This window comes from Collinsella sp. BA40 (genome assembly GCF_008014645.1).
In the GTDB taxonomy this organism is placed as follows: domain Bacteria; phylum Actinomycetota; class Coriobacteriia; order Coriobacteriales; family Coriobacteriaceae; genus Collinsella.
On the sequence record NZ_VOWY01000018.1, the window covers coordinates 1 to 25,548 of the forward strand.

General features: G+C 63.0%; 18 protein-coding genes and 5 tRNA genes. 1 reads left to right on the plus strand and 22 read right to left on the minus strand.

Features of this window, described 5'->3' with window-relative positions; genetic code table 11:
* The 5 genes from E4J93_RS07490 to E4J93_RS07510 form a co-directional block, all read right to left on the minus strand.
* Positions 1 to 1,008, minus strand: a 1,008-nt coding sequence (locus E4J93_RS07490; protein ID WP_147588847.1) for a class C sortase, incomplete at its 3' end; no start/stop codon positions are given.
* A gap of 13 nt (positions 1,009 to 1,021) precedes the next feature.
* Positions 1,022 to 2,551: a SpaH/EbpB family LPXTG-anchored major pilin gene (locus E4J93_RS07495; protein ID WP_187231665.1), complete on the minus strand. Its 1,530-nt coding sequence runs from the start codon at positions 2,549 to 2,551 to the stop codon at positions 1,022 to 1,024.
* A 175-nt stretch (positions 2,552 to 2,726) separates the two neighbouring features.
* Complete coding sequence (locus E4J93_RS07500) at positions 2,727 to 10,850, minus strand: Cna B-type domain-containing protein (RefSeq protein WP_187231666.1); 8,124 nt, start codon at positions 10,848 to 10,850, stop codon at positions 2,727 to 2,729.
* 386 nt (positions 10,851 to 11,236) lie between these two features.
* Complete coding sequence (locus E4J93_RS07505; protein ID WP_147588850.1) at positions 11,237 to 12,469, minus strand: hypothetical protein; 1,233 nt, start codon at positions 12,467 to 12,469, stop codon at positions 11,237 to 11,239.
* Positions 12,466 to 12,816, minus strand: coding sequence for a PadR family transcriptional regulator (locus E4J93_RS07510; protein WP_147588851.1), 351 nt, complete (start codon positions 12,814 to 12,816; stop codon positions 12,466 to 12,468). The genes E4J93_RS07505 and E4J93_RS07510 overlap by 4 nt, the downstream gene beginning before the upstream one ends.
* Before the next feature lie 398 nt (positions 12,817 to 13,214).
* Between E4J93_RS07510 and E4J93_RS07515 the strand changes: the two genes are divergently transcribed.
* The gene (locus E4J93_RS07515) at positions 13,215 to 14,249 is read left to right on the plus strand and encodes an acyltransferase family protein (protein WP_147588852.1); all 1,035 of its coding nucleotides are present in this window, start codon (positions 13,215 to 13,217) and stop codon (positions 14,247 to 14,249) included.
* 264 nt (positions 14,250 to 14,513) lie between these two features.
* Here E4J93_RS07515 and rplA read toward each other — a convergent pair whose 3' ends face one another.
* From rplA to disA, 17 genes are all read right to left on the minus strand, one after another.
* Entirely contained in the window at positions 14,514 to 15,224 is a 711-nt protein-coding gene (gene rplA, locus E4J93_RS07520) for a 50S ribosomal protein L1 (protein WP_147588853.1), read from the minus strand.
* Positions 15,225 to 15,319: 95 nt separating this feature from the next.
* Positions 15,320 to 15,748: a 50S ribosomal protein L11 gene (gene rplK / locus E4J93_RS07525; RefSeq protein WP_147588854.1), complete on the minus strand. Its 429-nt coding sequence runs from the start codon at positions 15,746 to 15,748 to the stop codon at positions 15,320 to 15,322.
* Positions 15,749 to 15,863: 115 nt separating this feature from the next.
* The gene (gene nusG, locus E4J93_RS07530; protein ID WP_147588855.1) at positions 15,864 to 16,400 is read right to left on the minus strand and encodes a transcription termination/antitermination protein NusG; all 537 of its coding nucleotides are present in this window, start codon (positions 16,398 to 16,400) and stop codon (positions 15,864 to 15,866) included.
* Positions 16,401 to 16,404: 4 nt separating this feature from the next.
* Positions 16,405 to 16,752: a preprotein translocase subunit SecE gene (gene secE, locus E4J93_RS07535; protein WP_147588856.1), complete on the minus strand. Its 348-nt coding sequence runs from the start codon at positions 16,750 to 16,752 to the stop codon at positions 16,405 to 16,407.
* Between the two features lie 76 nt (positions 16,753 to 16,828).
* A tRNA-Trp gene (locus E4J93_RS07540) sits at positions 16,829 to 16,904 on the minus strand.
* Between the two features lie 12 nt (positions 16,905 to 16,916).
* Positions 16,917 to 17,066 carry a 50S ribosomal protein L33 gene (gene rpmG / locus E4J93_RS07545; protein WP_147588857.1) on the minus strand — a complete coding sequence of 50 codons (150 nt, stop codon included), beginning with the start codon at positions 17,064 to 17,066 and terminating at the stop codon, positions 16,917 to 16,919.
* Between the two features lie 203 nt (positions 17,067 to 17,269).
* Complete coding sequence (tuf, locus tag E4J93_RS07550; protein WP_147588858.1) at positions 17,270 to 18,460, minus strand: elongation factor Tu; 1,191 nt, start codon at positions 18,458 to 18,460, stop codon at positions 17,270 to 17,272.
* Between the two features lie 96 nt (positions 18,461 to 18,556).
* A tRNA-Met gene (locus tag E4J93_RS07555) sits at positions 18,557 to 18,633 on the minus strand.
* Between the two features lie 3 nt (positions 18,634 to 18,636).
* Positions 18,637 to 18,712, minus strand: a tRNA-Thr gene (locus E4J93_RS07560).
* An 11-nt stretch (positions 18,713 to 18,723) separates the two neighbouring features.
* Positions 18,724 to 18,805, minus strand: a tRNA-Tyr gene (locus tag E4J93_RS07565).
* A gap of 314 nt (positions 18,806 to 19,119) precedes the next feature.
* Positions 19,120 to 19,194: transfer RNA gene (locus tag E4J93_RS07570), tRNA-Thr, on the minus strand.
* A 76-nt stretch (positions 19,195 to 19,270) separates the two neighbouring features.
* Positions 19,271 to 19,966 carry an NYN domain-containing protein gene (locus tag E4J93_RS07575; RefSeq protein ID WP_147588859.1) on the minus strand — a complete coding sequence of 232 codons (696 nt, stop codon included), beginning with the start codon at positions 19,964 to 19,966 and terminating at the stop codon, positions 19,271 to 19,273.
* A 4-nt stretch (positions 19,967 to 19,970) separates the two neighbouring features.
* The gene (rlmB, locus tag E4J93_RS07580; protein ID WP_147588860.1) at positions 19,971 to 20,939 is read right to left on the minus strand and encodes a 23S rRNA (guanosine(2251)-2'-O)-methyltransferase RlmB; all 969 of its coding nucleotides are present in this window, start codon (positions 20,937 to 20,939) and stop codon (positions 19,971 to 19,973) included.
* A 181-nt stretch (positions 20,940 to 21,120) separates the two neighbouring features.
* The gene (gene cysS, locus E4J93_RS07585; protein WP_147588861.1) at positions 21,121 to 22,593 is read right to left on the minus strand and encodes a cysteine--tRNA ligase; all 1,473 of its coding nucleotides are present in this window, start codon (positions 22,591 to 22,593) and stop codon (positions 21,121 to 21,123) included.
* A 261-nt stretch (positions 22,594 to 22,854) separates the two neighbouring features.
* The gene (gene ispF / locus E4J93_RS07590) at positions 22,855 to 23,343 is read right to left on the minus strand and encodes a 2-C-methyl-D-erythritol 2,4-cyclodiphosphate synthase (protein ID WP_147588862.1); all 489 of its coding nucleotides are present in this window, start codon (positions 23,341 to 23,343) and stop codon (positions 22,855 to 22,857) included.
* A gap of 192 nt (positions 23,344 to 23,535) precedes the next feature.
* Positions 23,536 to 24,282 (minus strand): 2-C-methyl-D-erythritol 4-phosphate cytidylyltransferase, encoded by a 747-nt coding sequence (ispD, locus tag E4J93_RS07595; RefSeq protein WP_147588863.1) that lies wholly within the window; start codon positions 24,280 to 24,282, stop codon positions 23,536 to 23,538.
* A gap of 8 nt (positions 24,283 to 24,290) precedes the next feature.
* Positions 24,291 to 25,361 (minus strand): DNA integrity scanning diadenylate cyclase DisA, encoded by a 1,071-nt coding sequence (gene disA / locus E4J93_RS07600; protein WP_147588864.1) that lies wholly within the window; start codon positions 25,359 to 25,361, stop codon positions 24,291 to 24,293.
* Positions 25,362 to 25,548: the final 187 nt, after the last annotated feature.

Sequence of the window (25,548 nt, forward strand, 5' to 3'; positions counted from 1 at the left end):
GATGGACCATGCTGAAAAACGAGGGCGGCCATGGTTGACAAAACCATAGAGACACCCCCCTTCCTCATCCATTTCCCTCGTTCGCTCGCCGGCCGCGCCGGGCGTCGCCGAAGGACGCGGGCCATACGCCCGATCGGCTTCAACCTCCAGTCGCGCCTCCCGCTCACGTAGCTCCCGGCTCCGAAGGCTCGCGAAGAACGCGGCGAGCGCCACCAACCCCAGCACGAACACGATGTGCGGCCATGACAGGTTGATGGGGCTGCCCATCGCGCCCACCTCGTCGTCCATGGAGGGAACGTACGGGATGGCGTGCGCGCGCACCAGCAACCGGTGCGAGTTGATGCCATAGGGCGTACAGGTGACGAGCGTCATCTGGTCGGCCGCCGCCTCGATGGCTAACGGCTCGGTCTCGTGCGGCAAAACGGTAAGGATCTGATCGACCTGGTAGGCGAACGTCTCCTTGAGCACGCGCACGTAGAACACATCCCCCTCCCGCATCTCGTCGAGCTCGGTGAAAAGCTTCGCCGAGGGCAGGCCGCGATGGCCCGAGATCGCCGCGTGCGTCGACGCCCCGCCCACGGGCAGCGACGTCGTTTCGAGATGGCCCGTGCCCACCTGCAGCACCTTCTCTTCGGTGGTGTGGTACATGGGCATGGTCTCATCGAGGCGCGGGATGGTGACGTAACCCATCACGCCGTCGCCGTTGAGATTGAGCAGCGAGGCGTACTCGGCTTCCAGCTGGGCGGCAAGCTGCGGATCGGATACATCCCAGCCGCCCGCGGCAGCCGGGATGCCCGAGAGCCCCGCGAGCTTCGCGTTGTAGGCGCGCGCCTCGCCCATAAGGCGGGCCGCCTCCTCGTCGCTCAGCGCCTCGACCGCTTCGTCGTACCCCTCAACCACGCGCGATGCGTTGCGCATGATGAAGAAATTGGAAATGGTGGGGTACAGCACCAGCAGCAAGCCGCCGATGATGGCAAGGGTCGAGAAGAGGTCGCGGGGCTTGTTCATCGTTCCATCGCTCTTACGCAACGTTCTGGGCTGCGCGCTTGCGATACACGCCGTAGCCGATCAGCGCGGCGCCGGCAAGGGTGAACAGCACGGTGCCCATGCCGCCGGTACCGGGGAGCAGGGTGCCCTTGTTGTTCTCGATGGTCACGATGTTCTGTCCGTTGTTGTTGACGGTCCAGCTCTCCAGCGTGCCGTCCTGCTTGTACCTGGCGTCGATCTTGATCTCGACCGGGCCGGTCAGCTTGTTGTAGCCGTCCAGGGTCTCGGTCTCGACGAGCTCGTAGATGCCCGCATCGAGGCCCCTGAAGGTGATCTTGCCGCTCTCGGGCGTGGTCACGGTATCGGAAGCGGTAACGAGCTCATCCGCCTTGGCGGGACGCACGACAGCGGGGTTGCCGGCATCGCCCGCGTTCTCCACGACGAGCTTGACGATGTCCCCGCCCTTCTTCTTCAGCTGGAACTTAACGCCGGCGAGCGCAGCCTGGGTCTCGCCGTCGACCTTCGCGATGTCGAACTTAAAGGTGTAGCCGTGGGTCACGACCTCGGTGGTCGCGCCCTTGCCCGAAGGATCGGACGGGTTGTTGCTGTACTCGAGCTTGACCGTGTTGCCCGCATCGTCCATACCGGCGACGGCGTGCTCGTTCACGGTGGCGGCGTACTCGACCGTCAGGGCCTTGCCGGCATCCTTCTGGTGCAGGTTCTTGAAGTTCTTCATGGCGATGACGAGGTTCGTGGGTTGGCCGTTGCCGCCGGTCACCTCAACGGTGTAGTCGGTGTCGAGCACCAGCTGGGTGCCGTCGATCTTGACCACGATGCTGCCCTTGTTGAGGGTCAGACCCTTGGACAGCGTATCCTTGAACGCAAAGGCGTACTCGGTGTACTCAGCCATGTTCGGAACAGCGGAGGTGAGCTTGAAGTTCAGCGTGTCACCGATCTGCGCGTCGGCGTGGCTGGAGCCCTCGACCTTCTTGTCGACCGTGGGGTAGGCGCTCTTGAGCTCGATGGGGTTCTGAGCCTTCACCACGTTTGCAAGGATCGCATCGGTGCCGCGGCTGGCGGTCGAGCCGCCCGCCGGAGAAACGACGTAGTAGCCGAACGCGAGACCCTCGAACGTCGCGACGTAGCTGCCGCCGCTCTTCTGGGCAACCGCGGTCTTGGTGGCGGCCAGCTTCTGCTGCTTCGCCCAATCGGACGCCTTCTTAGCGAAGGCCGCCACAGCGCCCTCGTCGCCCTTCATCTTGGTGATGTGGTCGACGGCGGAGCGGGAAAGCTTCTCGCCCGAAAGGGCGCCCATGCCCTCGATGCCCTTGAAGAACGGCTCCCACTCGGCGGTCAGGGTGTAGCTGGCGTTTGCGCCGTTTGCGCTCGGAACCGCATCGAACATCTTCCAAGCGGTGACCGTCTTATTGTTGAATTCGGAATTGGCGCTGCTCACCGTCAGCGTTCCGGAGCCCGTGGCAGCGAGCGCCTGAGCCGGCGCCACGGCAACGAGCGCGGTCAGCGCGACCGCGACCGCCACGAAGGCGGTAAACATGCGTTTCATTGCATTTTTCATTGTGCTTCCCTTCCCATTAGGTTGCATGTCAACAAACTATTCTTCACGGCTCCCGAAGAGCCATTTAGAACCACAAGACCCAAAGGACGATCCTTTCGCCGCCCGCAGGCGCTCGCCCCCAGATTCGGACGGGCCCGAGCGCGCACGCATTGACGTCCGCACATCAGCGGTGCCCTCGATATCCAGCCCGGCCCCCGTAGGCGGACGGTCGCTCCGGACGCCGAGCCCGACGGTGCCGAGGTGCATACGATGCTGCAGGCGCGCCGGCACGGGCCGCGCACATCGAACGCCGCCGGCGCTCATAGGCCGCCCATGCGAGCAGCATGGCGCCCGCCGCCACGATGAGCCACGTTCCCATGCCGCCGGTATCGGGCAGCATCGGCCGATGCGTGTTGGTGATGGTGATCACGCGCTCCGTGCCATCCACGTCGTACGACACGGTATAGCCGATATCCAAGAGCTTCCGCCACGAGCCGTCCTCGGCCTGAACCTCGACCTCGGCCGCATCGTAGGTGTAATGATGGACGCCCGCCGTATCGCGGAAGGCAACGGGCAGGCCCGCCACCACGCGGCGCCAGGTATCGGACCACGCCGACGCGCTGTCCTTCGCGCTCAAAACGATGTCCTGCGGATTGGGCATCCTGCCCGTCTGGGCCCCGTTGGCATCCTGCAAGATCAGCTCGTTTGGAACCACCTTATGGTCCCCCTCGGTGTAGGAGCCAACGAGCTTCACGCGAATGGCCTGCGGACGCAGATGCTCCGCGTCGCCGCGGTCGTTCCACACCTTCTGGATGGTCACGTCCACCGTCATGGCACAGGGGTCCTGGCCCTCGCCCGGCTCGGGCGTGAGCGCGCCTCCGTTGCCCGTCTGCGCAGCATCCAGCATGAGAACCGCCTTTGACGCCGACTCGTATACACCCAGCGGCTCCCTGAAACCGGTACCCGCCGCACCCAGGCGGAAGGCGTCCTTGACGCCCACCCACTTGGTGTCGTCATCACCCGCGGCCCCGCTGGTTGCGACGTCGCGGTCATAGCAGTTCACCAACTCGAAGAAGTCGACCTCGTAGCAATCAAGCCCCGTCTTGGCGTCGAGCGCGCTTTGGGCGAACACGCTCTGACCGCCCACGCCGTCCTTCGTCACGGCGTTCGTCGGTCCGTCGACATGGCTGCGGTAGATGCGGTAGTTATTGAAGTGCTGGTCGTCGTCGGGGCCGACGATGTCCTTCATATTGTTGAAGTTCCACACGCTCACCAGCTGGGTATTCGAGAACGGGTCGACCTTCTTGGCCGTACCGCGCACCACGTCCGCGTAGTACATATCGTTGTTGTACAGCACGCCCTCGTCGTTCAGGCCGGCGAAGCCGCCGGCATATCCGGTCTTCAGGTCCTTCACGCCATCGGCCTCCTGCGACGCGCTGCCGCCGAAGACGTCGTAGCCGGTTGGCACGCCCGTGACCGAGCAGTCCTGGACGCGGGCGCGATTGCCCTTGATGAGCTGCAGCGTAAGATTGGAACGAGCGAAATCCTTATCGGTGACGCCCGCCTTGGTGCAGGGGAGCTTCACGGTGGAGTCTCCGATAGTGACGATGGCAACATCGGTCTCCTGCTGGTTTTCGGGGCTCTTCTTGGACAGCGAGACGCCGACCTTCAACCCGAAGAGGTTCACGAACAGCGCGTCGCCATCGGCCAGAACCTTCAGGTCGAAGATCTTGTCGATACCGAACCACTTGCCGATGTTGATCACACCGAGCTTCTCGAGCCCGGGCACGTAGAGCAGCTGAAGCAGCGTGTTCACGATCAGCAGGATGAGATCGACCAAACCTGAGCTCACCTGGGTCTCGACGAGATGCGCGCGACGCGCCTCGCCGGCAAAACCGCCCGAGATCTCTCCGCTATTCACAAGCTTCAGGTTGCCGGCGTCGCAATCGAGCACGCGCGCCAGGTCGGCATAGCCCACGAAGCCGCCGGCCACCTCGCGGCCGCGCGATGTGTCCGTACCGGCACCGTAGTCCTTGCCCTGATGCGTTGCGGTCACGGTGTACCCGTCGGGAATGCCGGAGACGCGCGAGCGCTCCACATGGGCGCCCCAAACGTCGAGCACGCCGGCGGTGGCGCCCAGCAGGCCGTTGACGCCCGCGTTGTCGACGTCCACGGTGCCCGCCTTGCCCAGATGGCCCACGAAGCCGCCGCAATAGTTCACGCCCGAGACGCTCGAGAGATCCGCGACGGCGCAGTCCTTCACCGAGCCGTTCATCACCGAGCCGGCGAAGCCGCCGGCAGACCCCGTGAATCGCTTGGCGCTCAGGATGCCCTGCGCGGACCCCTCGTGCGCGCGCACCTGGAAACCGTCGGCAACGCCGTCCACGTTCGCATGGTAGATATAGGGGCGGAACGCCTCGATGGCCGAGATGTTACCCAGTTTAAGCAGCTTGAACAGCAGGTCCGTGCTGTGATCGCCCTCGGTGGAACCGCCCACCGATGCCACGCCCGTCACATCGGCCTGGCCCACGAAGCCGCCGGCGTATTGCCCGCCGTCGACGCCGCGCAGCCCGTCGACGCTCACGGTATCCAGCGTGGTCGTACCGCCGCGCTTGCTGCCGATAACCGCGGCCTTGGCCAAGCCGGCGAAGCCGCCCACGGCGCGGGCGTACGAGCGGTCGGCGGCCGTGCCGCGGGCGCCGTCCACCGTGAAGCCCCATGCCGCCGACGCCGCGTCGGTCGCCTGGTCAACGGACGAGACGTGCGCGCCGCGCACCGTGGACACGGTGGCATCGAGCACCGACGCCACGCTCTGGGGCGTGCTGATGATCTTATCGAGCAGCTTCTGCAGCAAGCCGCTCGACGCGTTGTTGGTATTCACGTCGGCAACGCCGGCAGCGGTGATGACGCCCGCGTAGCCACCGATGCAGTTGCCGCCCGCCACGCGTCGCAGGTTCGCCACGTTGCAGCCCGTAGCCTCCGAGCCCGCATGCGTGGCCCCCGCGGACCAGCGGTCCCCGTCCTTGTTGGCATCCGGGAACGTGGCGTCGCCCCAGATCTGGGCGCCCGACGCATAGCCCACGTAGCCGCCCGCATAACCCTGTTCCAGCGATGGATCCGTTCCCGTCGCGCGAACCGTCATGCCCCGGCGATACCCCGTAACGCTCGAGCTCTTCGCAACCGGCACCAGCACGTCAAGCGCAGAAAGCAGGTTGTCGAGATTGAGATTGATGAGGTTGAGCAGGTCCACGCTACCGAGGGCGGCGGTGTCCGCGGTCTCCATGGACCCGGCGAATCCGCCCGCCGCGCGCAGCGCGCGAACGAGCTTGGTATCGGTCGCCTGGCCATGCGTGACCACGCCGCCGTGCATGAGGCCCACGTAGCCGCCGGCGATTCCGCCGCGGGTCGCATTCGCCTCGGACGTCGCCTCCCCGCGCCCCGCTACGACGTTAGTGCCATAAATATACGAAGCGATGAACTTGTCGAACTCCTGCTGCGACGGGAACGCCTGGTCGGCCGCCCCGCCGATCTGGGGCCCGTAGCCACCTTGGGATCCCACGTGCTTGGCCCACTCATTCCAGCTGTTGAAATCCATGCCGCGCAGCGGACCCGTGACCTCGGTATGCTCCTGCGTGGGATAGGCAACCTCGAGCGCACCAAGGAGGTTGTTGACCTCGACCAATCCGAACAGCAGGCTCAGATTGCCACCCTTTGCCGTATCCGCGGGCTCGAGCAAGCCGGTGAATCCGCCGGCGAACTCCGCGCCGTACACGCTGCGGATACGCTCCGCCGCCGCATCGCGCTTTTCGCCGCTGTAATGGTTCGAGCCGTCGTTCTCCTTCTTCCAGGGAGCGTTGTTGCTTCCCCAGATATGCCCGCCCTCGTTTTGGCCCACGTAACCGCCGGCCATACCGCGCAGCGCCAGCTTATCCGATGGAGCCTGGGCGCGAACGGCACCGCCGCAGGGCACGCAGGTGGTCTTGCTGTTGCGAACCGTGGGCACGAAATCCTGCAGCAACGAGGCAAGCGTGCCGTTGGTGCCGATCAAGCCTTTGAGAATCGACGTGTTGCCCGCCAGGACGCTCGCCACATCGCCCGGTGCGATGCCGCCGGCATAGCCGCCCGCCTTCACCTGGCCCACGATATAGGAGAAGTTATAGGAGTTGGAATCCTGGATATGGCCGCCTTTGACCTCGCCCGCGAAGCCGCCGGCGCTACCCACGGGATTCTTCGAGCTGCCCGGATCGGCCGAGCCGTCTCCAAGGTCGCCCGCCGGCAGGCTCGTCTCGCTTGACAGGACGGCGAAACCGCCCACGCCGCCGAACACATCGGAGTGCTCGATCGTGGATACCACGACCGAGAGCGCGCCGGCAATGTCGGTGAGTTTGATGTTCTTGCCGAGAACGTTCAAGCCGTCGCCCACCGAAGCTGCGGAGCCAATGTCCATCTTGCCGATGTAGCCGCCCGCATGGCGCGCCGCGCGCACCGCATAGGAGCTCTTCTTCAGGTTGAAATACGACGCGCCATCGGTGCCCTCGAGGTCCTTCGGCTCGGTTACGCCCGTATGTCGCAGCTGCGTCACATCGCAGTACGATACCTGCACGCCCGAGCCGTAGCCGATGAAGCCGCCCGCGGAACCGGATTGCGAGTCGAGGGCATCCATGCGCGACGCCTCGACGACGAAGCCGGGGTTATTCGTATCGGGCGCGGCGGCACCCGAGGTCTGCTCGACCGTGGTGCCGTCGGAGCGCACGCCGGCGCGCACGATCGTGGGGACGTAGGCGTTCAGCACGCCGAGCAAGCCGGTTAGCCCGATATTGAGGGAACCGAGGCCGCCCAGGATGCTCACGCCGCCGTCGGCCGCGGCGAGGGCGCCGGATGTCACCTTGCCGCCGAAGCCGCCGGCATACGCGCCGCCCCGCACGCTTCCAACGTTATAGACCGCCCAAGGAGAACCGGCAGGGTTCTCGAGCTCGCCGCTCTGGAAATCGCCCGCGAAGCCACCGGCGATATCGGCCTTGACGAAGCCGCCGTTGATAAACGAGACATCGACGTTGGTGTAATTGGGCACCAGGTAGCCCACGGCGTTCAAGAGGTTGTCGATCTGGATGAGGCCCTTGTCGTCCTTGAGGATGCCCTCGATGGCATCCGCATCGGACACCTCGGCGAGGCCGCCCGTACGCGACGTGCCCACGAAACCGCCTGCCACGCCATGGGGCGTATCAGCCGAGACGGACGCAAGGTTCACGACGTGGCCGTCGGTGACCTCGGCGCTGTTGGCAGAGGCGATAAAGCCCGCCGCAGCGTAATCGCGCCGCTCCCCCGCCCCGTTCGTACCCGTGGCGGCAACAGCCATGCCCCGCTGCACGCCCGCCACCGTGACGCCATCCATCTTGACCTCGAGGCCGGCGCCCACGCCCAGCAGCCCGTTGGCCTTGAGCAGGCCCAGACCGAGCAGGTCGAGGCCGCCCGTAGAGGCCAGCTCGCCCGGCCCCACGGCGCCCGCGAAGCCGGCAGCGTTGTTCTTTGCCGCAACGGATTCGACGTTCGTGATGTTAACGACGCTCTTCGCCGGAGCTTCTGCCGCCGAAGGATAAGCGTCGTCCGCGCGGCCGATCTTGCCGCCCGTCGCCTTGCCGATGCCGCCCGCGGCGCACGACTCGCCCGCGGAGACGACGAGTCCCTCAGACGCGCCCGCCACCGTAGTCGAGCTCACGTTGAACGGCAGGAATCCGCCCACGCCGACCGTATTGTTGATGATGCCGCCCACGGACGCGGTGCCCAGCTCGCCCGCGATGCCGCCGGCGCAGGACTTTTCGGCGCGCACGGAGCGAAGGCCCTCGAGGACGACCGGGCTATTGGTGACCTGGTACGCAACGGTCTTATGGAGCCACAGGCGAATATCCTTCAGGTGCGCCTCATCGGACGCCGCGATTACCGCGCCGTGGCCGCGACCGACCAGGCCGCCCGCATAATCGTTGGCGGACTCCACCGTATATGCACCCGTCATCGACGCGCCGAGAATCTGGGACTCCTCCACGCCCACGAGGGACAGGAGGTTCTGACGCGCTTCGGGATCACCGGTGAGCAATCCGGTCAGAAGGCCGTTCACGCCCGCCAGCAAGTCGCCGTTTCGGTCCTCGGCAGCACCCAGGTCCGTCGCCCAGCCCACGGATGCGATTCCGGTAAAGCCGCCCGCAAGCGCCTTGATCGAGCGGACGTTGTTCTTATTCTCTTCATGCCCCGTGGCGCGCACCGCCATGGCGCCCGCCATCGTCGTATCGACCGCGTAGCTGTTCGCCATCGCGCCCGCGAAGCCACCGGCGTAGCTCGCCGCCTCGACGGTCACATCGGCCGAAAGCTCGCAGCCAAACGTCGCGCTCTGGGGCTGGGCCACGCGCACCAGCTCGATGCCGACCTCTTTAAGCGCGCCCTTCATGATGTCGTTGCGCATAAGGCCGGCGAAGCCGCCAACATACAGGCGCCCCCTCACCGTATAGGGATTGACGCTTGAAACCGTGCAGCCCTGGGCGATACCGCCCGTCAGGGAACCCGCGAAGCCTCCGGCATAGTCTTTATCGGTCGCGCCGATCGACTCGCCCCGCGTGAAATCGCGCACGGCGCAGCCCGCGAGCACGGGGTTGAGATAGTCGACCGGAATCAACGATTTAGCATCGATGATGTTGCTATCGAGCAGCAGCGTGATCACATCGCCCAGACCCAAGCCCGGAACAACGTTTAAGATGCCCGAGAGCAGCGTTACCAGATCCTTGAGCAAGCCCGAGATCTTGCCATAGATGGTTTCGCCCTGAACATAGCCAACGAAGCCACCGGTATAGTTGTGGCCACTCGCAACCGAGACGTTGCGCACCTCGCAATCTGCGATCTCGACATCGCCCACCACGCGGCCCGCGAATGAACCGGTTGCCAACGAATCCGGAGCGGCTTTACGGATATCGAGCAGATTGGACACGAGCTTGCCCAGATTCGGAAGGCCCAGCAATGCCAGAATGGGGCCGAGGATGAGATCGAGCAGGCCGCCGAGCAGCTTGCCCAAGGCGCCCACCAACGCGCTCACCAGCGTCTCGTCCACATGGACGCCCGTGAACCCGTTATCCACCTTCACTCCGTCGAGCACGATATTGCGCACCGTCGTGCGATCGGGGCGCTCGAATATGCTCTCGTTATGATAGTTGCTCGAAATGGTGCCGAAGAAGCCCACGCCCGACTGCTCGGCGATACTGAGCTCGCCCTTCTGAACGATCTCGACGTTGCTGATAACGGGACGTCCCGCCGGGGAGACCGCGGGCACACCCGGGAGCGACGTGTCGAATCGCTGCCACAAACTACCCACGACCTGCGGGGCCTCCGCAGTGGCGCCCAGCATGGTGCCGGAGAACATCAGGGGCTTCCACGCCGCGCCCGCCAGATCGATATCGCGGAAGATGATGTAGTTGGCATCGGCGTCGTAGCTCGCACCGCTGTCCTCGATATCCATATTCGGGTCGATGTCGCCCGTGTTCTGGTTGACGCCGCAGCGGCCAACGGTCTCGAGCGCGCCACCATCGGCTTTATCGATTTCGCCGAGGGTATAGTCCTTCTTGCCATTTTGCGAAGCGAGGAGATCGGCGTCGCCACCATAGAGCATGATGGGATTGCCATCTTTATCTTTGTCGACCTCCCAGCCCTTAAAGGCCACATAAATCGCTTGATACACGGCCGTGTACGCCCTCTTGCCGGACCCGATAGCGCGCAGCTGTTGCTCGTTGCCGATGAGGATGTACTTCTTGCCGCCGATCTCCTTCACGACCTGGCCCGCGAAATCGCGGCCGCCCAGCGCATCGACCACGGCGCGGTCGGCAACGACGATCTCGCCGCGGGCGCCGTCGGCTTCCTGAACGACCGTGGCGCCGGGAAGGCTCGCCGCCCCCTCGGCGGCGGACTCCTCGGATGCCTCGCTCAGCTCCTGCGCGCACGCGGCATCAGCGCCGTCCGCCGCCGTGTCCCCCGTCGCCGCCGAATCGCCCAGCGTCGTGCGCACCATCACGGGCTGCGCATCCCCTTGATTCGCATAGACGCCCATGTCCACCGGATCCACCGGATCGGCAGCCTGCTCATACGGGGCGGGCACCCCGGCGGAAGCGGCCGCCAGGCCCTCCTCCGATGAATCAGATCCCTTATCGGGCTCCTCTGCCTGCAAGCTGCTCTCGTGCTGGAGGGACGATGCGACAGACGCCTGGTACACATCGCCGAGCTGGCGCGACAGCCGCCACGCCCCCACCGAGGCGGGGAAAGACCCCATGCCCATCGAAAGGACCAAGGTGCCGATTATTGATTTGTACAAGAGCCCGTGTTTCATACAGCGCATCCGTTATCAACCGTAACAATCGTTCGCAGAGTCAGCCGTCCTCCCCACGCCATTCCTATCTCATGGGGGTTAGGCGTATACAGATTAACAAATGATAATGCTACTGTACAGGACTAAAGAGATTTGATGCTTATCCCCTATCAATCGCGCGACCGTTGCGCATCTCGCGTCTTCACGTTTCGGGGCGTCTCGTCGCTATTCCGTGCACGCCCCCACTCAGCCCGCTCCCAAGACATCAGGCACAAGAACGCCTCCCATTTCCCGATGGTCGAGAAATGGGAGGCGGTTCGAGCCAACGGCCCCTATCGCATGTTGTACGCGACGCCTTACAATCGTTCCGCCGCCTCGACCAGGTGCTCGGCAAACTTGCGACCGTACAGGTGCCCCTCCTTGAGCTGCTGCCAGCCCGAGGCGCTCATCATATCCGGCGAAAGCATGCAGCCATAGCTTCCCTGCACCTTGTCGCGCGTAAACGCGTAGCAGCTCTCCTCGTTTGGCTCGTCGCTCTCGGTCACGGTCACGCGCACCTCGTTGACGCGGGGCATCGCGCATAGAAGCGCGGCAGCATTGTATGCAAGCGCCACATCGACCGAATCCCCATCGTACGCATCGGGGACGCAGCGATACGCCAAGGACAGCACGTCGACGCCCTTCGTAACATCGACGTCCTGCGCCCACGATGCCAGGGGCAGCGCACGAACCAACGCCTCCACCGCAGCGGCATCGGCCAGATCCGTGTCTGCGTACGCCTCGATATCCGCTGCCGTCGCGTTGACAACCGATGCCACCAGCTCGTCGGCCGGCGCGCCATCAAAGGTAATCGCACCGTTTGCATCCACCACGATCGCATCGTCCGCATTCGAATGGCCCGGATTCGCCGCTGCTTGCGGCGACGGTGCCGCTGCGCCTTCATCCTCGATGGCATCTACGGAAGCCGTGATATCGGTGTGGGCCTCTTCCAATCGCGTCGCGCCGGTCACCAGCCGCAATCCAAGCCCGAGCAACACGAAGGCCGCGAATACGCCCAGGGCCGCAATCGACCACTTCATGAACGTCGAACCCTCGACGCCGCGATGCCGGTCCCCCTCAGCGTCCTCGATCTGCTCAGCCGCTTGCGCGGGAGGCACCGGTGCACCCGAACTCGCATCGACAGAGGACGAAGCGGATGGGGTCTCAAGGGCCTGCTCGGCCACCGCTCCGTACCCGTCGGCTTCCGTCTCCGCGACCGCCGCACCGCCATCCTGGCTCTCGGCCTGCGACGCAGCGCCACCGCCTTCAACGCGGTCCAAGCCCGCAATCTCTCCTTGGTCTACAGGGCCTCCCGCCTGCGGTCCTTCGACTAGCACATCGTCACCCGTGGCATGCCCCAGCACGTCTTCGATGCTCGTAAGGCTCGCCTTCGTGCGCGCAAGCGCATCATCGCTCGCAACGCCCTGGTTCAGATAGTCCTCATAACGGGCAACCAGGTTGCCGTACACCTCTTCTTTCAATTCGATAACGTCCCTCGACAGCACCCTGCCCTCGAACAGGTGCTCGACATACATACGGAGCTCGTTCATCGCTCCCCTCCATCCACATGTAAGAGCCGATCGATAATCTCGCGCACATGTATCCAGCGCGCCGTAGCCTCCTGGAGTTCCTGGCGACCGTCGTCGGTGATCCGGTAATACTTGCGGCGCGCTCCCTGCGTTTCATCGCCCCAATACCCCTCGATACACGCCTGCTTCTCGAGCCGCTTCAGACTTGTATAGAGCGATGGCTCCTTGAGCTCGTACGTCCCCTTGCTCGCCGTTGCAACCTCTTTGAGAATCTCATACCCATAGCTGTCACCACCGGAAAGCGTTTGCAAAATGATGGCGTCGATATTACCCCGCACCAAATCGCTTACAGCATCTCGTGATGCCACAGTGCTCACCTCCTCTGAAGATCGCTAACTTCAGTATCACTGTATCACAAGTACTATGTGTGTTGATGTACTATGGCTTGCACTGGCAGACGGTAGGTTTACCTTGGCAAGTGGCCACTGCCAGACTGAGCGCTCCGCGCCCCAGGCGATCGCTTGCCCGCGCTTCATTCGGAGCGACAGCGCTGCCACGCCATCCACTCTCGCCAAGGTCGCTGGGGTTGCCTTCGCGTACGCGACCACCTCTTGTGACCGCATGTCATCATCTGCTTCGAAGACGCATGAAAAGCAGATGGATGCGCGATCGTGCTGCAAAAGCCTGATAGGATTGCTCATCGTGCGATGGACCAAACGGCGCCGCGCATGATGATCATTAACCGATACCGACCCGGAGGCGATTCTTGGCCGACACCGCTCGCGAACACGCCCCGCGCGCACAACAGCGCGTAGCGCTCTTCGACAACCTCAAGGGCTTGCTGATCATCCTGGTGGTATGTGGCCATATAGTGCACCCGGTCCACAACAGTAACCCCGTGCTCAGCGCATGCTTCGATGTGATCTATCTCTTCCACATGCCCATGTTCGTACTGATATCGGGCCTATTTGCCAAGAGCACGTATCGAGGCGGCCACCTCAACATCAATCGCATCATCTCGTTTGCAATGCTGGGCCTCTTGTTTCAAGGTGCGCTGCTATTGGTAAACGGAACACCTGTCACACCGCTCTCGCTGCTTCGATTTCCGTCCGCGCCCTGGTACCTCATCGCCATGGCATGGTGGTCTTCCGCCACTCCCCTGCTTTCAAAACTCGGGTCCATCCGTGGAATGGCAATCACGCTGGCGCTCAGCCTGCTGAGCGGATGCATCGAGCTCGAAGGCGGATTCCTCGCCCTCGGAAGAACGCTGGCGTTTGCGCCCTGGTTCGCACTGGGCTACTACGTATCGCGCACGCAGTTGGAGCATCTAAGAACCAGGAACTTTTGCTGGGTCGCCGTTGCGTTCGCATCCCTCATCATTGCCGCCCGCATCGTCGATCCGCATGCCTACGAAGCCTTCATCCCCATGGTCTACGGGGACAATCCCTATGAAGGAACGCTTGTAGCTGGTATTGCCAGCAGAATCACCGCCATGCTTGTCGCAGCGGTATGCGCACTTGCGATTCTTAAGCTCACGCCCTCTACCTCAGGCAAGCTAACCGTATTGGGGCGCAGAACGCTGCAAATCTATGTGCTCCATCGACTGATTCGCGCCGCGCTCACCTTCCGGACTGGCTTTTACGACCAGCCGATACTCGATGAGCCCGTTGCCGGCACGATCATTCTACTGACTCTGAGCGCAGGCGTCGTCTATGTAACCAGCTGGGGCGCACTCGAGCGCCCGTTCAACAGCTTGCTTAGCATTGCCTGGGACAAGCTGCTTGATCGCAGGAAGCGTTGATCGAACACCGCGTCATACGAGTGCGTACAGCCACCGATGTTCGAACCAGCACCATATGGCGCAAATCAATTCCGCCAACGCGCCGTACGGGGTAGGACCCAGAACAACATCGACCCACGATGCCGAGCCAGAGAGCGTCTGCGGCACAGCAGGCGATAGCTTGATTCACCCATGGTGCAAGCCGATATGGGATTTGAATCGCCGCGAAAAAGAAAAACCCGGCCTCAAAAAGAGACCGGGTTGAATCGAGCGTTGAACTCGAGGTTACTCAGCGAGGAAGTTACGCTGAATAGCAGAGTCGACCTTGACTCCGGGGCCCATCGTGGAGGAGATGGAGATGGACTTCACGTAACGACCCTTGGCGGAAGCCGGCTTCACGCGCAGGATCTCGGTGTAGAGAGCGGCGTAGTTCTCGACGAGCTTCTCGACCTCGAAGGAAGCCTTGCCCAGGGGCACGTGGCAGATGCCGTAGCGATCGGCACGATACTCAACGCGACCAGCCTTGAGTTCGCCAACCATCTTGGCAACGTCCATGGTGACGGTGCCGAGCTTGGGGTTGGGCATAAGGCCACGGGGGCCGAGGATCTTACCGATGCGGCCAACCTTGGCCATCATGTTCGGGGTAGCGATCGCAGCGTCGAAGTTGATCTCGCCAGCCTGGATGGCAGCGACGAGCTCGTCGGAGCCGATAACGTCGGCGCCGGCCTCTTCGGCCTCGCGGGCCTTCTCGCCCTCGGCGAAGACGGCGACACGAACGGTCTTGCCGGTGCCGTGGGGCAGGGAGATGGAACCGCGGATGTTCTGGTCGGCCTTGCGGGTATCGATACCCAGGCGGAAGTGAGCCTCGACGGTCTCATCAAACTTGGCGGTTGCGAGCTCCTTGACGAGCGTGGCAGCCTGGAGCGGCGTGTAGAGCTGAGTGCGGTCTACCTTCTCGGCAGCGGAGCGGTAGTTCTTACCATGGTGCTGAGCCATTGTATTACCTCCTGTGGTGCATACGGGCGCTATGCCCTTCCACATCGTGCACGCAAGCGTGCGTTAACAAAAACCAAAGGTTAGATGCGATCGATCTACTCGGCGATGGTGACGCCCATGGAACGAGCGGTACCGGCGACGATCTTCTTAGCGGCCTCGATGTCGTTGGCGTTGAGGTCGGGCATCTTGATCTCGGCGATCTTGGTGAGCTGCTCATCGGTGAGCTGGCCGACCTTGTCGCGCTGGGGAACAGCAGAGCCGCCCTTGAGCTTGAGCTCCTTCTTGATCAGGTGAGCCGCAGGCGGGGTCTTGCAGATGAAGGTGAAGGTGCGATCCTCGTAGACGGTGATCTCGACGGGGATGATGTCACCCATCTTGTCCTGCGTGGCAGCGTTGAACGCCTGGCAGAACTGCATGATGTTGACCTGGGCAGCACCGAGGGCGGGGCCAACCGGAGGAGCCGGGTTAGCCTGACCAGCGGGAATCTGAAGCTTAATGACGGTGGCAATCTTCTTCTCGGCCATTGTCATTCCTTTCCGAACACGAATGAACTTGCTATATCGTAAGCGCGTACACGCTAGAAGCACTCTCGCAGATGAGCGGTCCGCAAGAGAAGCACGCATGCGCGAACGGACAAACTTAGGCGATGATCTCGATCTGATCGAACGTAAGCTCGACCGGAGTCTCGCGACCAAAGATGAGCAGAGCGACTTTGACCTTGCCCTGCTCGGCGTTGACCTCGGAAACCTGGCCATCGAAATCGGCGAGGGGACCAGAGGTAACGCGAACGGAGGTACCCACCTCGAGATTGACCGCAGTACGCTTCGGGCTGTTACCCTTATCGGACTTGCGCATCATCTTGTTGTACTCTTCACGAGACAACGGAGAGGGCTTGCCGTTACCACCCAGGAAACCGGTGACGCCGGGCGTATTGCGAACGCACGTCCAGGAGTCGTCATCCATCTCCATACGAACGAGAACATAACCAGGGAAGATCTTCTCGTCCTTGGTCTCGCGCTTGCCACCCTCTTTGATCTCGGTGACGCGCTCCATGGGAATCTGGATATCAAAGATGCGGTCCTGCATACCCATGGTCTCGATACGATGCTCGAGATCGGACTTAACGCGGTTCTCGTACCCCGAATAGGTGTGAACTACATACCAGCGCTTGGACATGGTCCTACCCCCTCAGACCGGAGAAGAGCACCAGGCCCTCGCCGATGACCGCGTCAAGCAGCGCGATAACGACGCCGACGACGATCAGGGAAACGCAGACCGTAAGGGAGTAGTTAACGAGCTCCTTCTTAGACGGCCACACGACGCGCTTCATCTCGGACTTAACCGAGCGCATGTACTCCTTGATACGAGCGAAGAAGCCGGGCTTCTCCTTCTTAGTGGACTTCGAGGACTTCTTAGCCGGAGCAGCGTCCTTCTTGGCGACTGCCTTCTTGGCCTCGACCTTGGAAGAAGCGTTGGCAGCATTCTGCTCGCTGCTCGACTGGTCCTTCTTAATCTTCTTGTTGGCCATGGATCTTACCTCCGGCACAAACCCTATAAAACAGTAGAAACCGTAAGCCCCCAATGGAGGCTTACGGATAAAAGACTGGCACGCCAGGAAGGACTCGAACCCTCAACACTCGGTTTTGGAGACCGATGCTCTACCAATTGAACTACTGGCGTAAATACAAGAGACTAGCGGGTCTCTTTGTGAACAGTGTGCTTACGGCACCAAGGGCAATACTTCTTGATCTCCATACGATCAGGCATGTTTGCCTTGTTCTTGGTGGTCGTGTAATTGCGACGCTTGCACTCGGTGCAGGCAAGTGTAACGAGAGTACGCATAAAGTCTGAACCTCCAAATACCGCCCTTATCACAGGGCACGGTCGCTAATACTAGCATCCGGCATCTTCTTCTGTCAATGCTCGGCGGTACTATTTTGGCCGTTCTGCAAAATCGCTACACAATTCGACAGACATCAACAGATAAATAAACCCGGTACCCCGAAAGGTACCGGGTCTAAAAGATCAATCAGACCGAGTAGTTACTACTCAATGATGGTGCTGACGATGCCCGAACCAACGGTGTGGCCACCCTCGCGGATAGCGAAGCGCAGGCCCTCCTCCATGGCGATCGGGTGAATGAGGTTGCCCTCGATGGTGACGTGGTCACCAGGCATGGCCATCTCGGTGCCCTCGGGGAGCTTGACGGAGCCGGTCACGTCAGTGGTACGGAAGTAGAACTGCGGACGATAACCGTCGAAGAACGGGGTGTGACGGCCGCCCTCCTCCTTGGTCAGAACGTAGATCTCGCCGGTGAACTTGGTGTGCGGGGTAACCGAACCGGGCTTGCAGAGAACCTGGCCGCGCTCGATGTCCTCGCGCTTCACGCCACGGAGCAGAATGCCGACGTTGTCGCCAGCCTCGCAGAAGTCCATGGACTTGCGGAACATCTCGATGCCGGTAGCAACGGAGCTCGAGGTCTCCTTGATGCCGACGATCTCGACGGGGTCGTTGAGGCGGAGCTCGCCGCGCTCGACACGACCGGTAGCAACGGTACCACGGCCGGAGATGGTCATGGTGTCCTCAACAGCCATGAGGAAGGGCTTCTCGTTGTCGCGCTCGGGCGTCGGGATGTACTCGTCGACAGCAGCCATGAGCTCGCGGACGGAGTCGACCCACTTCTGCTCGCCGTTGAGAGCGCCCAGAGCGGAGCCGCGGATGACGGGGATGTCGTCGCCCGGGAAGTCGTACTCGGAGAGGAGCTCACGGGTCTCCATCTCGACGAGGTCGATGAGCTCGTCGTCGTCAACCATGTCGCACTTGTTCAGGAAGATGACGATGTAGGGAACGCCGACCTGACGGGCGAGCAGGATGTGCTCGCGGGTCTGAGCCATGGGGCCGTCGGTAGCAGCGATAACCAGGATAGCGCCGTCCATCTGAGCAGCACCGGAGATCATGTTCTTGACGTAGTCGGCGTGGCCGGGGCAGTCAACATGAGCGTAGTGGCGGTTCTGGGTCTCGTACTCAACGTGGGAGACGGAGATCGTAATACCACGCTCGCGCTCCTCGGGAGCCTTGTCGATGTTCTCGAACGCGGTGAAGTCAGCCTTGCAGCCCTCGGTCTCGGAGAGAACCTTGGTGATGGCAGCCGTCAGCGTGGTCTTGCCGTGGTCAACGTGACCGATGGTGCCGATGTTAACATGCGGCTTAGTGCGCTCAAACTTTTCCTTGGCCATGAAGCCCTCCTCCTTAAAGGTCGTCCCCCTTTGGGACTATGCCTTCTTAACCCTAAGTGGCTCCCCCGGTTTCCCGGTAGAGCCACTCGAATTACCTGGTAGCGGTGACTGGATTCGAACCAGTGACGCCACGGGTATGAACCGTGTGCTCTAACCAGCTGAGCTACACCGCCGACTGGAGCCTGCAACCAGACTTGAACTGGTGACCTCTTCGTTACCAACGAAGTGCTCTACCGACTGAGCTATACAGGCACGTGAACGGGTGGGAGCTATAGGATTCGAACCTATGTAGGCAGAGCCAACGGGTTTACAGCCCGTCCCCATTAACCACTCGGGCAAACTCCCTTGCGTTCAACGTCTTGAAATCGGCTTGCCTTTCGGCGTGTCGTTTTCAAGCAAGAGAATAGTACGGTGCGACGGGGTATCGTGTCAACCAGATTTCTATAATACACGCGTCCGGGCGTATCTATCAGTTCGGAAAACTCCTTGTAGTGTTTTAATCTGATAAAGCATTTGCTTTGTATTCGTTTTCGTTTTTACTGATAGAAATATTGCCCAAGCGCATGGTTTTCCCCGGTCACATCCAGAACAGGCTTGCTTTACGTCCCTTTATGGCAAAAAACCCGGCCTCCGCTCGGGAGACCGGGTTTCTTACTCACTGGAGCCAGCGACAGGAATCGAACCCGCAACCCACTGATTACAAATCAGTTGCTCTACCGTTGAGCCACGCTGGCGCTTCGGGCTTTCGCGCAAAGCGTATTCAGAATACTCAAAGATACGCTTAGCGGCAAGGTGGTAATTGACATCACGCTATCGACCGCGCAGGGCCTGAAGCTTGGCGCGCGCCTCGGGCGACAACCGGCTTCCCAGCGTCATCTTCATGGCAGGCTCCTCCTCGCGCATGCGCTCGAAATCGTGCTCGATGCTCGCGATCTCCTCTACCAGCATGCGCGCGGAGATGCGCGTCACGCCCTTACCCATCACGGTTGCCTGAATGGTGCCGTCGCTCGTCACGACCGAGCAGGCGCGACCCTCTTCGCGGGCCTCGGTGCACAGCTGCTGGATCACTGTGTCGGCTGGAACGCCCGTTGGCGAAAACTCGATGCGGATGCCCGCGGCCGGCAGGTTCGGTCGCTCGGGGTTCACGTTGCCGGCACCGTCGAAAACAACAACGGCTTCGTAGCTGCCCTGGGCAAAGGCGGCGACATCGGCGATGAGCGCCATACGGGCCGAATCGAACACATCATGCGAATATGGTTCGTCCGAGCGATCGAAGATGAGCTTCTCGTATTTGGGCGTGGCATGAATGATGTTGTAACCATCCACCACGAGCAGCTCCTTCTTGCCCGAGGCGTTCATCCCGCGCGGCGGGACGCCCGTGGGCGCATCGAACGCGTTGCCCGCGCCGTACGCACCCACGCCATATGTGGAGGCCGAGACCGTCTCGCGCACCGATGACTCGCCGAAACGCTTAGCCTTGGATTTCGCCCTGTTCTTCTTCGTCATGGCGCTACTCCCCTGCCCGCATGGAAGCGTCGGCGAGCTGCGCGTAGTTGCGGCGCAGCCACTCGAAGCACAGCGACGTGGCGGCCTGGGCGACGTTCAGGCTCTCCGTCTGCCCCAGCTGTGGCAGCTTGGTAAGGAAATCGCACTTGTCGAGTACGAGGCGCGAGATGCCCTCGCCCTCCGACCCCATCACGAGCGCCACGCGGCCCTCGAACGGAGCGTCCCAGCACACACCCTCGGCATGCTCGGAGGCACCACCGACCCAGAAGCCGGCTTCCTTGAGGTCATCGAGGGCGCGGGCGATGTTGGGGACCTGCGCGATGGGCAGATGCATGACCGCACCGGCCGACGTCTTGTACGTGGCAACGGTCACCTCGGCTGCGCGCTTGTTGGCGATGACAACGCCCGCGGCACCCACGACCTCGGCCGAACGCACGATGGCGCCGAAGTTACCGGCGTCGGTCACGTGGTCGAGCACGAGCACCAGCGCGGGGCCCTCGCCGGCACGCGCGATGATATCGGAGAGATCGGCGTAAGGGTACTTGCCCACCTCGAGCGCGATGCCCTGATGGGCACCATGGCTCGAGATCTCGTCGAGCTTGGCCCGCGGCACGCTCTTGACGTTCACGTTCGCCTCGCCCAGCGCCAGCAGCAGGTCGCGGATGGCGGGCTCGCGCTCCACGCCCTCCGCGATCAGCGCGCGGCGGATGGGAAAGCCGGTGCGGAGCGCTTCGAACGCGGCGCGACGGCCCTCGATGTAGTTGCCCGCGGCTGCGGGACGGGTATCGCGACGGGAAGCCGGCGCCATCTGGAGGTCGCGAGGCGTACGTTCGGCCCGCTGGAGACCGCGGCGGCCTGCGGACGCGGCGCCGCACTCACCGCGCGGGGAACGCCCCTTCGCGCGCGCGTCGGCGGCGCGCCCGCCCTTGCCCGCACCGCCGTCTCGGCGCTGCACCCGTTTCTTCTCTGCCATCGTTCGGCCCCCTTCTTCGTTACTCAAATCCGCCCTATTGTCGCATGCGCACCATGGCGCCGCAGCGCCGTTTGCCGCCCTCCACAACATGGCTCTTTCTAAACAACGCCGCACCCGGCCAAAGGCGGATGCGGCGTGAAACCTCAATTTAGTGCCTGTCCCTAATCTGAGACGGGGCGTTCTAGGAAGCGAGGTGCTTGATGCGGGAGCCGGCGGCGGTGTCCTCGATGGCGAGGCCGAGGTCCTTCAAGCGGTCGCGGATGGCGTCGGCCGTGCCCCAGTCCTTGGCGGCACGAGCGGCGGCGCGAGCGGAGAGGATGGCCTCGGCGGCCGCGTCCACGTCATCGCCCTCGAAGCCCACGAGCTCGGCGGCCACGGCTGCGAGCTCGGCGGGCAGCGGCTCCTCGATCACGGGGAGCTCGACACCCAGCTGCGCGAGCGCGCCGCTGATAACGGCGGCGCAGACGCGCGCAGCGTCCTCGTCCACCGCGCCGGCGGCCTGCTCGAGGTACTTGTTGGCCTCGGTCACGAGCTGGAAGTAGGCGGCCACGGCGCCGGCGGTGTTGAAGTCGTCATCCATGCAGGCCTCGTAGTCGGCGGCGGCCTTTTCCATGGCGGCGGTCAGCGCATCGGCGAGCTCGGCGTTCGGCTTCCCCTCCGCGTGGTCGGCCGCCCACTTGAGGTTGCGGCAGGTGCCGGCGATGCGCGCGAGCGAGTTCTCGGCGCCCTCGAGGCGCTCCCAGGAGAAGTCGAGCGGGCTGCGGTAGTGGGTCTGCAGCATGAGCAGGCGCAAGGCCGCGGCGGAGTGCTTCTCGAGCACCTCGGCCAGGGTGAAAAAGTTGCCCAGGCTCTTGCTCATCTTCTCGCCGTCGACGAGCAGCATGCCCGTGTGCATCCAGGTGTTGGCGAAGCCCTCATGCCAGGCGCAGGTGGCCTGGGCGCACTCGTTCTCGTGATGCGGGAAGGCGAGGTCGGAGCCGCCGCCGTGGATGTCGATGGGGGTGCCCAGATAGCGGTGCACCATGGCGGCGCACTCGGTGTGCCAACCGGGACGGCCCTCGCCCCACTGGCTCTTCCAGGAAGGCTCGCCGGGCTTGGCTGCCTTCCACAGGGCGAAGTCCAGCGGATCGCGCTTGTCCTCGTTCTCCTCGATACGGGCGCCCACCATGAGGTCGTCGATGTTGCGGCCGGAGACCTCGCCGTAAGAGGGGTCGCTGCGCACGGAGAAGTACACGTCGCCGTTGTCGGCCGCGTAGGCGTGGCCGCCCTCGATCAGCGTCTTGATCATGCCGATCATGGAGCCGATCTCCTTGGTGGCGCGCGGACGCACATCCGGATCGAGCACGTTGGCGGCGCGCATGACGCCGATGAACTTATTCGAGAACTCGGTGGCCACCTCTTCCGCGGTGCGGCCCTGCTCGTTGGCGCGGTTGATGATCTTGTCGTCCACGTCGGTGAGGTTCTGGGCAAACGTGACCTCGTAGCCGCTCGCGATGAGCCAGCGACGGATCACGTCGAAGCTGATGAAGGTGCGGGCGTTGCCGATATGGATGTTGTCGTAGACGGTGGGGCCGCACACGTACATGCGGACCTTACCCTCCTCGATGGGGCGGAAGTCCTCTTTTTGGTGGGTGGCGCTGTTGTAGATCTTCATATGTCTCTCCCGTTGGGGCCGAGGTGGGGCGCGCAATCCGGCGCTCGGACAGTCCTGCTCGCACGAAGGGTCCACTGGACCCTTCGGCTCGTGCGGAACTCGCGGCGGACCGCGCGCCCCACCTCGGCGGCATCGTTATCGTTCTTGACTAGTCTATATGAGCGGGATACCTTGCAGAAGCGGGGACTTCCGCCTCGTCGGATGTGGGAATCCGCTCGGAAAGGAAAAGGGGAAGATAGCGAACCGCCGCGGGCGGTTCTTTCAGATACATCGCTCCAGCAGGCAGACGGCCCAGGCTCCTATGCCCTCGCCTTCGCCCTCCCAGCCGAGGCGCTCCGTCGTGGTGGCCTTCACGCCCACGCTCTCAACCGAACAACCGATCGCGCGCGCAAGATTCTCGCGCATGGCGTCGCGGTGCGGGGTGATCTTGGGTTCCTGGCACGCCAAGGTGCAGTCGGCGTCTACGAACTCGTAGCCCAGGGCTCGCGCATGCTCCATCACGCGGGCGAGCAGCACCAGAGAGTCCGCCCCCTCGAACGCGGGGTCGGTATCGGGAAAAAGCTTGCCGATATCGCCGCCGCGGCAGGCGCCGAGGATGGCATCCGCAAGCGCATGGGCCAACACGTCGGCATCGCTGTGGCCGAGCAGCCCCTTATCATGCGGGATATCTACGCCCCCGATGATGCAGCGCCGACCCTCCACCAGCCGATGGACGTCGTAACCATGCCCTATACGCAGGTTCGTTGCCATGAGACCTCCCCGAGAAGTGCATCGACAGACTGTCTGCGACGACGGGCCGCCCAACCTAACCGGGGCCCATCCTCGCAACCTATGACTATACCCTGTTTCGCACAAGGCCCCCGGCGCGGCGTCCGAACGCACGCGGCTGCGCACCCATCGGATTCGACATACCGGGTCGGAAACGCACGGTAGCCTCGAAACCTATCCCCGGCTCCGTAAAACGCCCGTATCTTGAGCGCGCTCGGCGTCGCTCATGCGGCCCAGCAGGATCGCCGTCACGGGACGCAGGTCCTCGGGCACCGTTACCTTGAGGTTGTCGCGCGGGCTCTCCACGCATCGAACGGCACCGCCCACGCGCTCGACCAACGACGAGTCATCGGTCCCTACGAAGCCCTCAGCAAGCGCTGCCTCGTGCGCGCGGCGCACCGCATCGACGCCGAAGACCTGCGGCGTCTGCGCCGCCCAATACAGACTGCGCGGCGGCGTCTCAGCGATGCGCGACCCGTCAACGATCTTAAGCGTATCGATCGCGGGCTGCCCGCATACGACGCCGTCGAGCGAGCGGTCGTCCTCAAGTGCGCAAATCGCACGATCGATGACCTCGGTCGTGATCAGCGGCCGCGCGCCGTCGTGAATCGCCACGTACTCGAAGCCCTCGGGCACCGCTGCCACGCCGGCGCGCGTGGAGTCCTGGCGCGTCTCGCCCGCATCGGCGAAGGTGATGGGGGTAGCGAACTCAAAAGGATCGATGGCGAGGCGGCGCATCTCGTCCCGGCGCTCCGCAGGACACACCACGACGATGTGGCCCACAAGGACCGAGCGGTCGAACGCCATGATCGACCAGGTCATAAGGGGGCGCCCCGCAACGCTCACCAGCTGCTTGCCGCCGGGATTGCCGAATCGGCTGCCGCTGCCGCCCGACACCACAACGGCGCATACGGTCGCCATCTGCGCCACTATGCCGCACCTCCGCCACGCTTGCCCTGCATGCGATAGAGGGAGTCGGCAAGGATCGCCGGGTTGTTCACGCCGAAATCGCCCAGACGCTCCGGATCGCGGTTGATATCGTCCATGAGGTCCTGCAGCGAACCATACTCGTCCACGATCTTCTCCGCCACGCCGTCGCGCACGACGGACACGCGCGAGAGCGTACGCAGGCCCAGCGGCGTGAGCACAGAATCCTCGTCCAGGTTGTCGTAGCCAAGCACCTCGGCCACGCGCTTGGGATTGGTGAGGTCCTGCGCCTGCATCTCGCCGAAGCGCTCGCGGATACGGGCAGCGTTCTCATGCGAGGAGTCCGCCGCATAGTCGCGAATCATCAGGTTGTACTCGTCGTCCATGTTGTCGCCCGCGAGCTGCTCCAGCTGCATGCTCACCAGTTTGCCCTGAACGCCCAGCTCCTCGATACAGGTCTCGAGCTCGGACTTTGCCTGCTGCATGATCTCGAAGCTCGAGAAGATGCTGGTGATATCGGCAAGCGTGACGTAGTCGTCGAGCTCGAGGGCGGTGAGGCGCAGCAGCGAGCGATCGAGCGAGGTTCGCGTGGTCTGAAGCGTCGCGACCAGCTGGTTTACGGAGCTCATGATCTCCGCCACGGGCTTCAGCTGGTAAGAGCGCCCGTTCACGTACACGTTCACCACGCCGCGGCGCTCGGAGACCGAGATCACGATGGCATCGGTGAGAACGCTCATGCGCGCGGCGGTGCGATGGCGCATGCCCGTCTCGCTCGTAGCGAGCGACGGGTCGGGGTTGAGATGGAAGTTCGCACGCAGGATCTGGGTGAGATCCTCGTCCACGACGATGGCGCCATCCATCTTGCACAGCTCGAACAAGCGGTTCGACGTGAACGAGATACTCAACGGGAAGCCGTCGTTGCCAGACGCCAGCACGTGCTCGGTATCGCCCACGCATATGAGCGCGCCGATATGGCCCGCTATGATCATGTCGAGCGCCGTGCGAATCGGCTGGCCGGGTGCCGTGAGGCGAATCGCCTCCTGCATCCGCTTCTGCGTATCCGTCTTGTCCAAACCGCTACCCCCGTTCTATCCCAAACTAAGTGCATTCTCGCATATACCCAGGGCAGCCGCGCCCGAATAACCGTTTGTCTATAGAAAAGAAAGAGTCCCGACGCCCTCCATAACCGTCGCATGCAAAGACGATATGAGTTGAACATTGGAGCCCCTCCCCTTGTAGCTCTATCGTGGGTCGGGCGAC

Coding starts and splice junctions, on each gene's coding strand:
- E4J93_RS07495 (WP_187231665.1), bottom strand. CDS start 2,551: ATGAAACGCATGTTTACCGCCTTCGTGGCGGTCGCGGTCGCGCTGACC.
- E4J93_RS07500 (WP_187231666.1), bottom strand. CDS start 10,850: ATGGGCATGGGGTCTTTCCCCGCCTCGGTGGGGGCGTGGCGGCTGTCG.
- E4J93_RS07505 (WP_147588850.1), bottom strand. CDS start 12,469: ATGAACGAGCTCCGTATGTATGTCGAGCACCTGTTCGAGGGCAGGGTG.
- rplA (WP_147588853.1), bottom strand. CDS start 15,224: ATGGCTCAGCACCATGGTAAGAACTACCGCTCCGCTGCCGAGAAGGTA.
- rplK (WP_147588854.1), bottom strand. CDS start 15,748: ATGGCCGAGAAGAAGATTGCCACCGTCATTAAGCTTCAGATTCCCGCT.
- nusG (WP_147588855.1), bottom strand. CDS start 16,400: ATGTCCAAGCGCTGGTATGTAGTTCACACCTATTCGGGGTACGAGAAC.
- secE (WP_147588856.1), bottom strand. CDS start 16,752: ATGGCCAACAAGAAGATTAAGAAGGACCAGTCGAGCAGCGAGCAGAAT.
- rpmG (WP_147588857.1), bottom strand. CDS start 17,066: ATGCGTACTCTCGTTACACTTGCCTGCACCGAGTGCAAGCGTCGCAAT.
- tuf (WP_147588858.1), bottom strand. CDS start 18,460: ATGGCCAAGGAAAAGTTTGAGCGCACTAAGCCGCATGTTAACATCGGC.
- E4J93_RS07575 (WP_147588859.1), bottom strand. CDS start 19,966: ATGACGAAGAAGAACAGGGCGAAATCCAAGGCTAAGCGTTTCGGCGAG.
- rlmB (WP_147588860.1), bottom strand. CDS start 20,939: ATGGCAGAGAAGAAACGGGTGCAGCGCCGAGACGGCGGTGCGGGCAAG.
- cysS (WP_147588861.1), bottom strand. CDS start 22,593: ATGAAGATCTACAACAGCGCCACCCACCAAAAAGAGGACTTCCGCCCC.
- ispF (WP_147588862.1), bottom strand. CDS start 23,343: ATGGCAACGAACCTGCGTATAGGGCATGGTTACGACGTCCATCGGCTG.
- ispD (WP_147588863.1), bottom strand. CDS start 24,282: ATGGCGACCGTATGCGCCGTTGTGGTGTCGGGCGGCAGCGGCAGCCGA.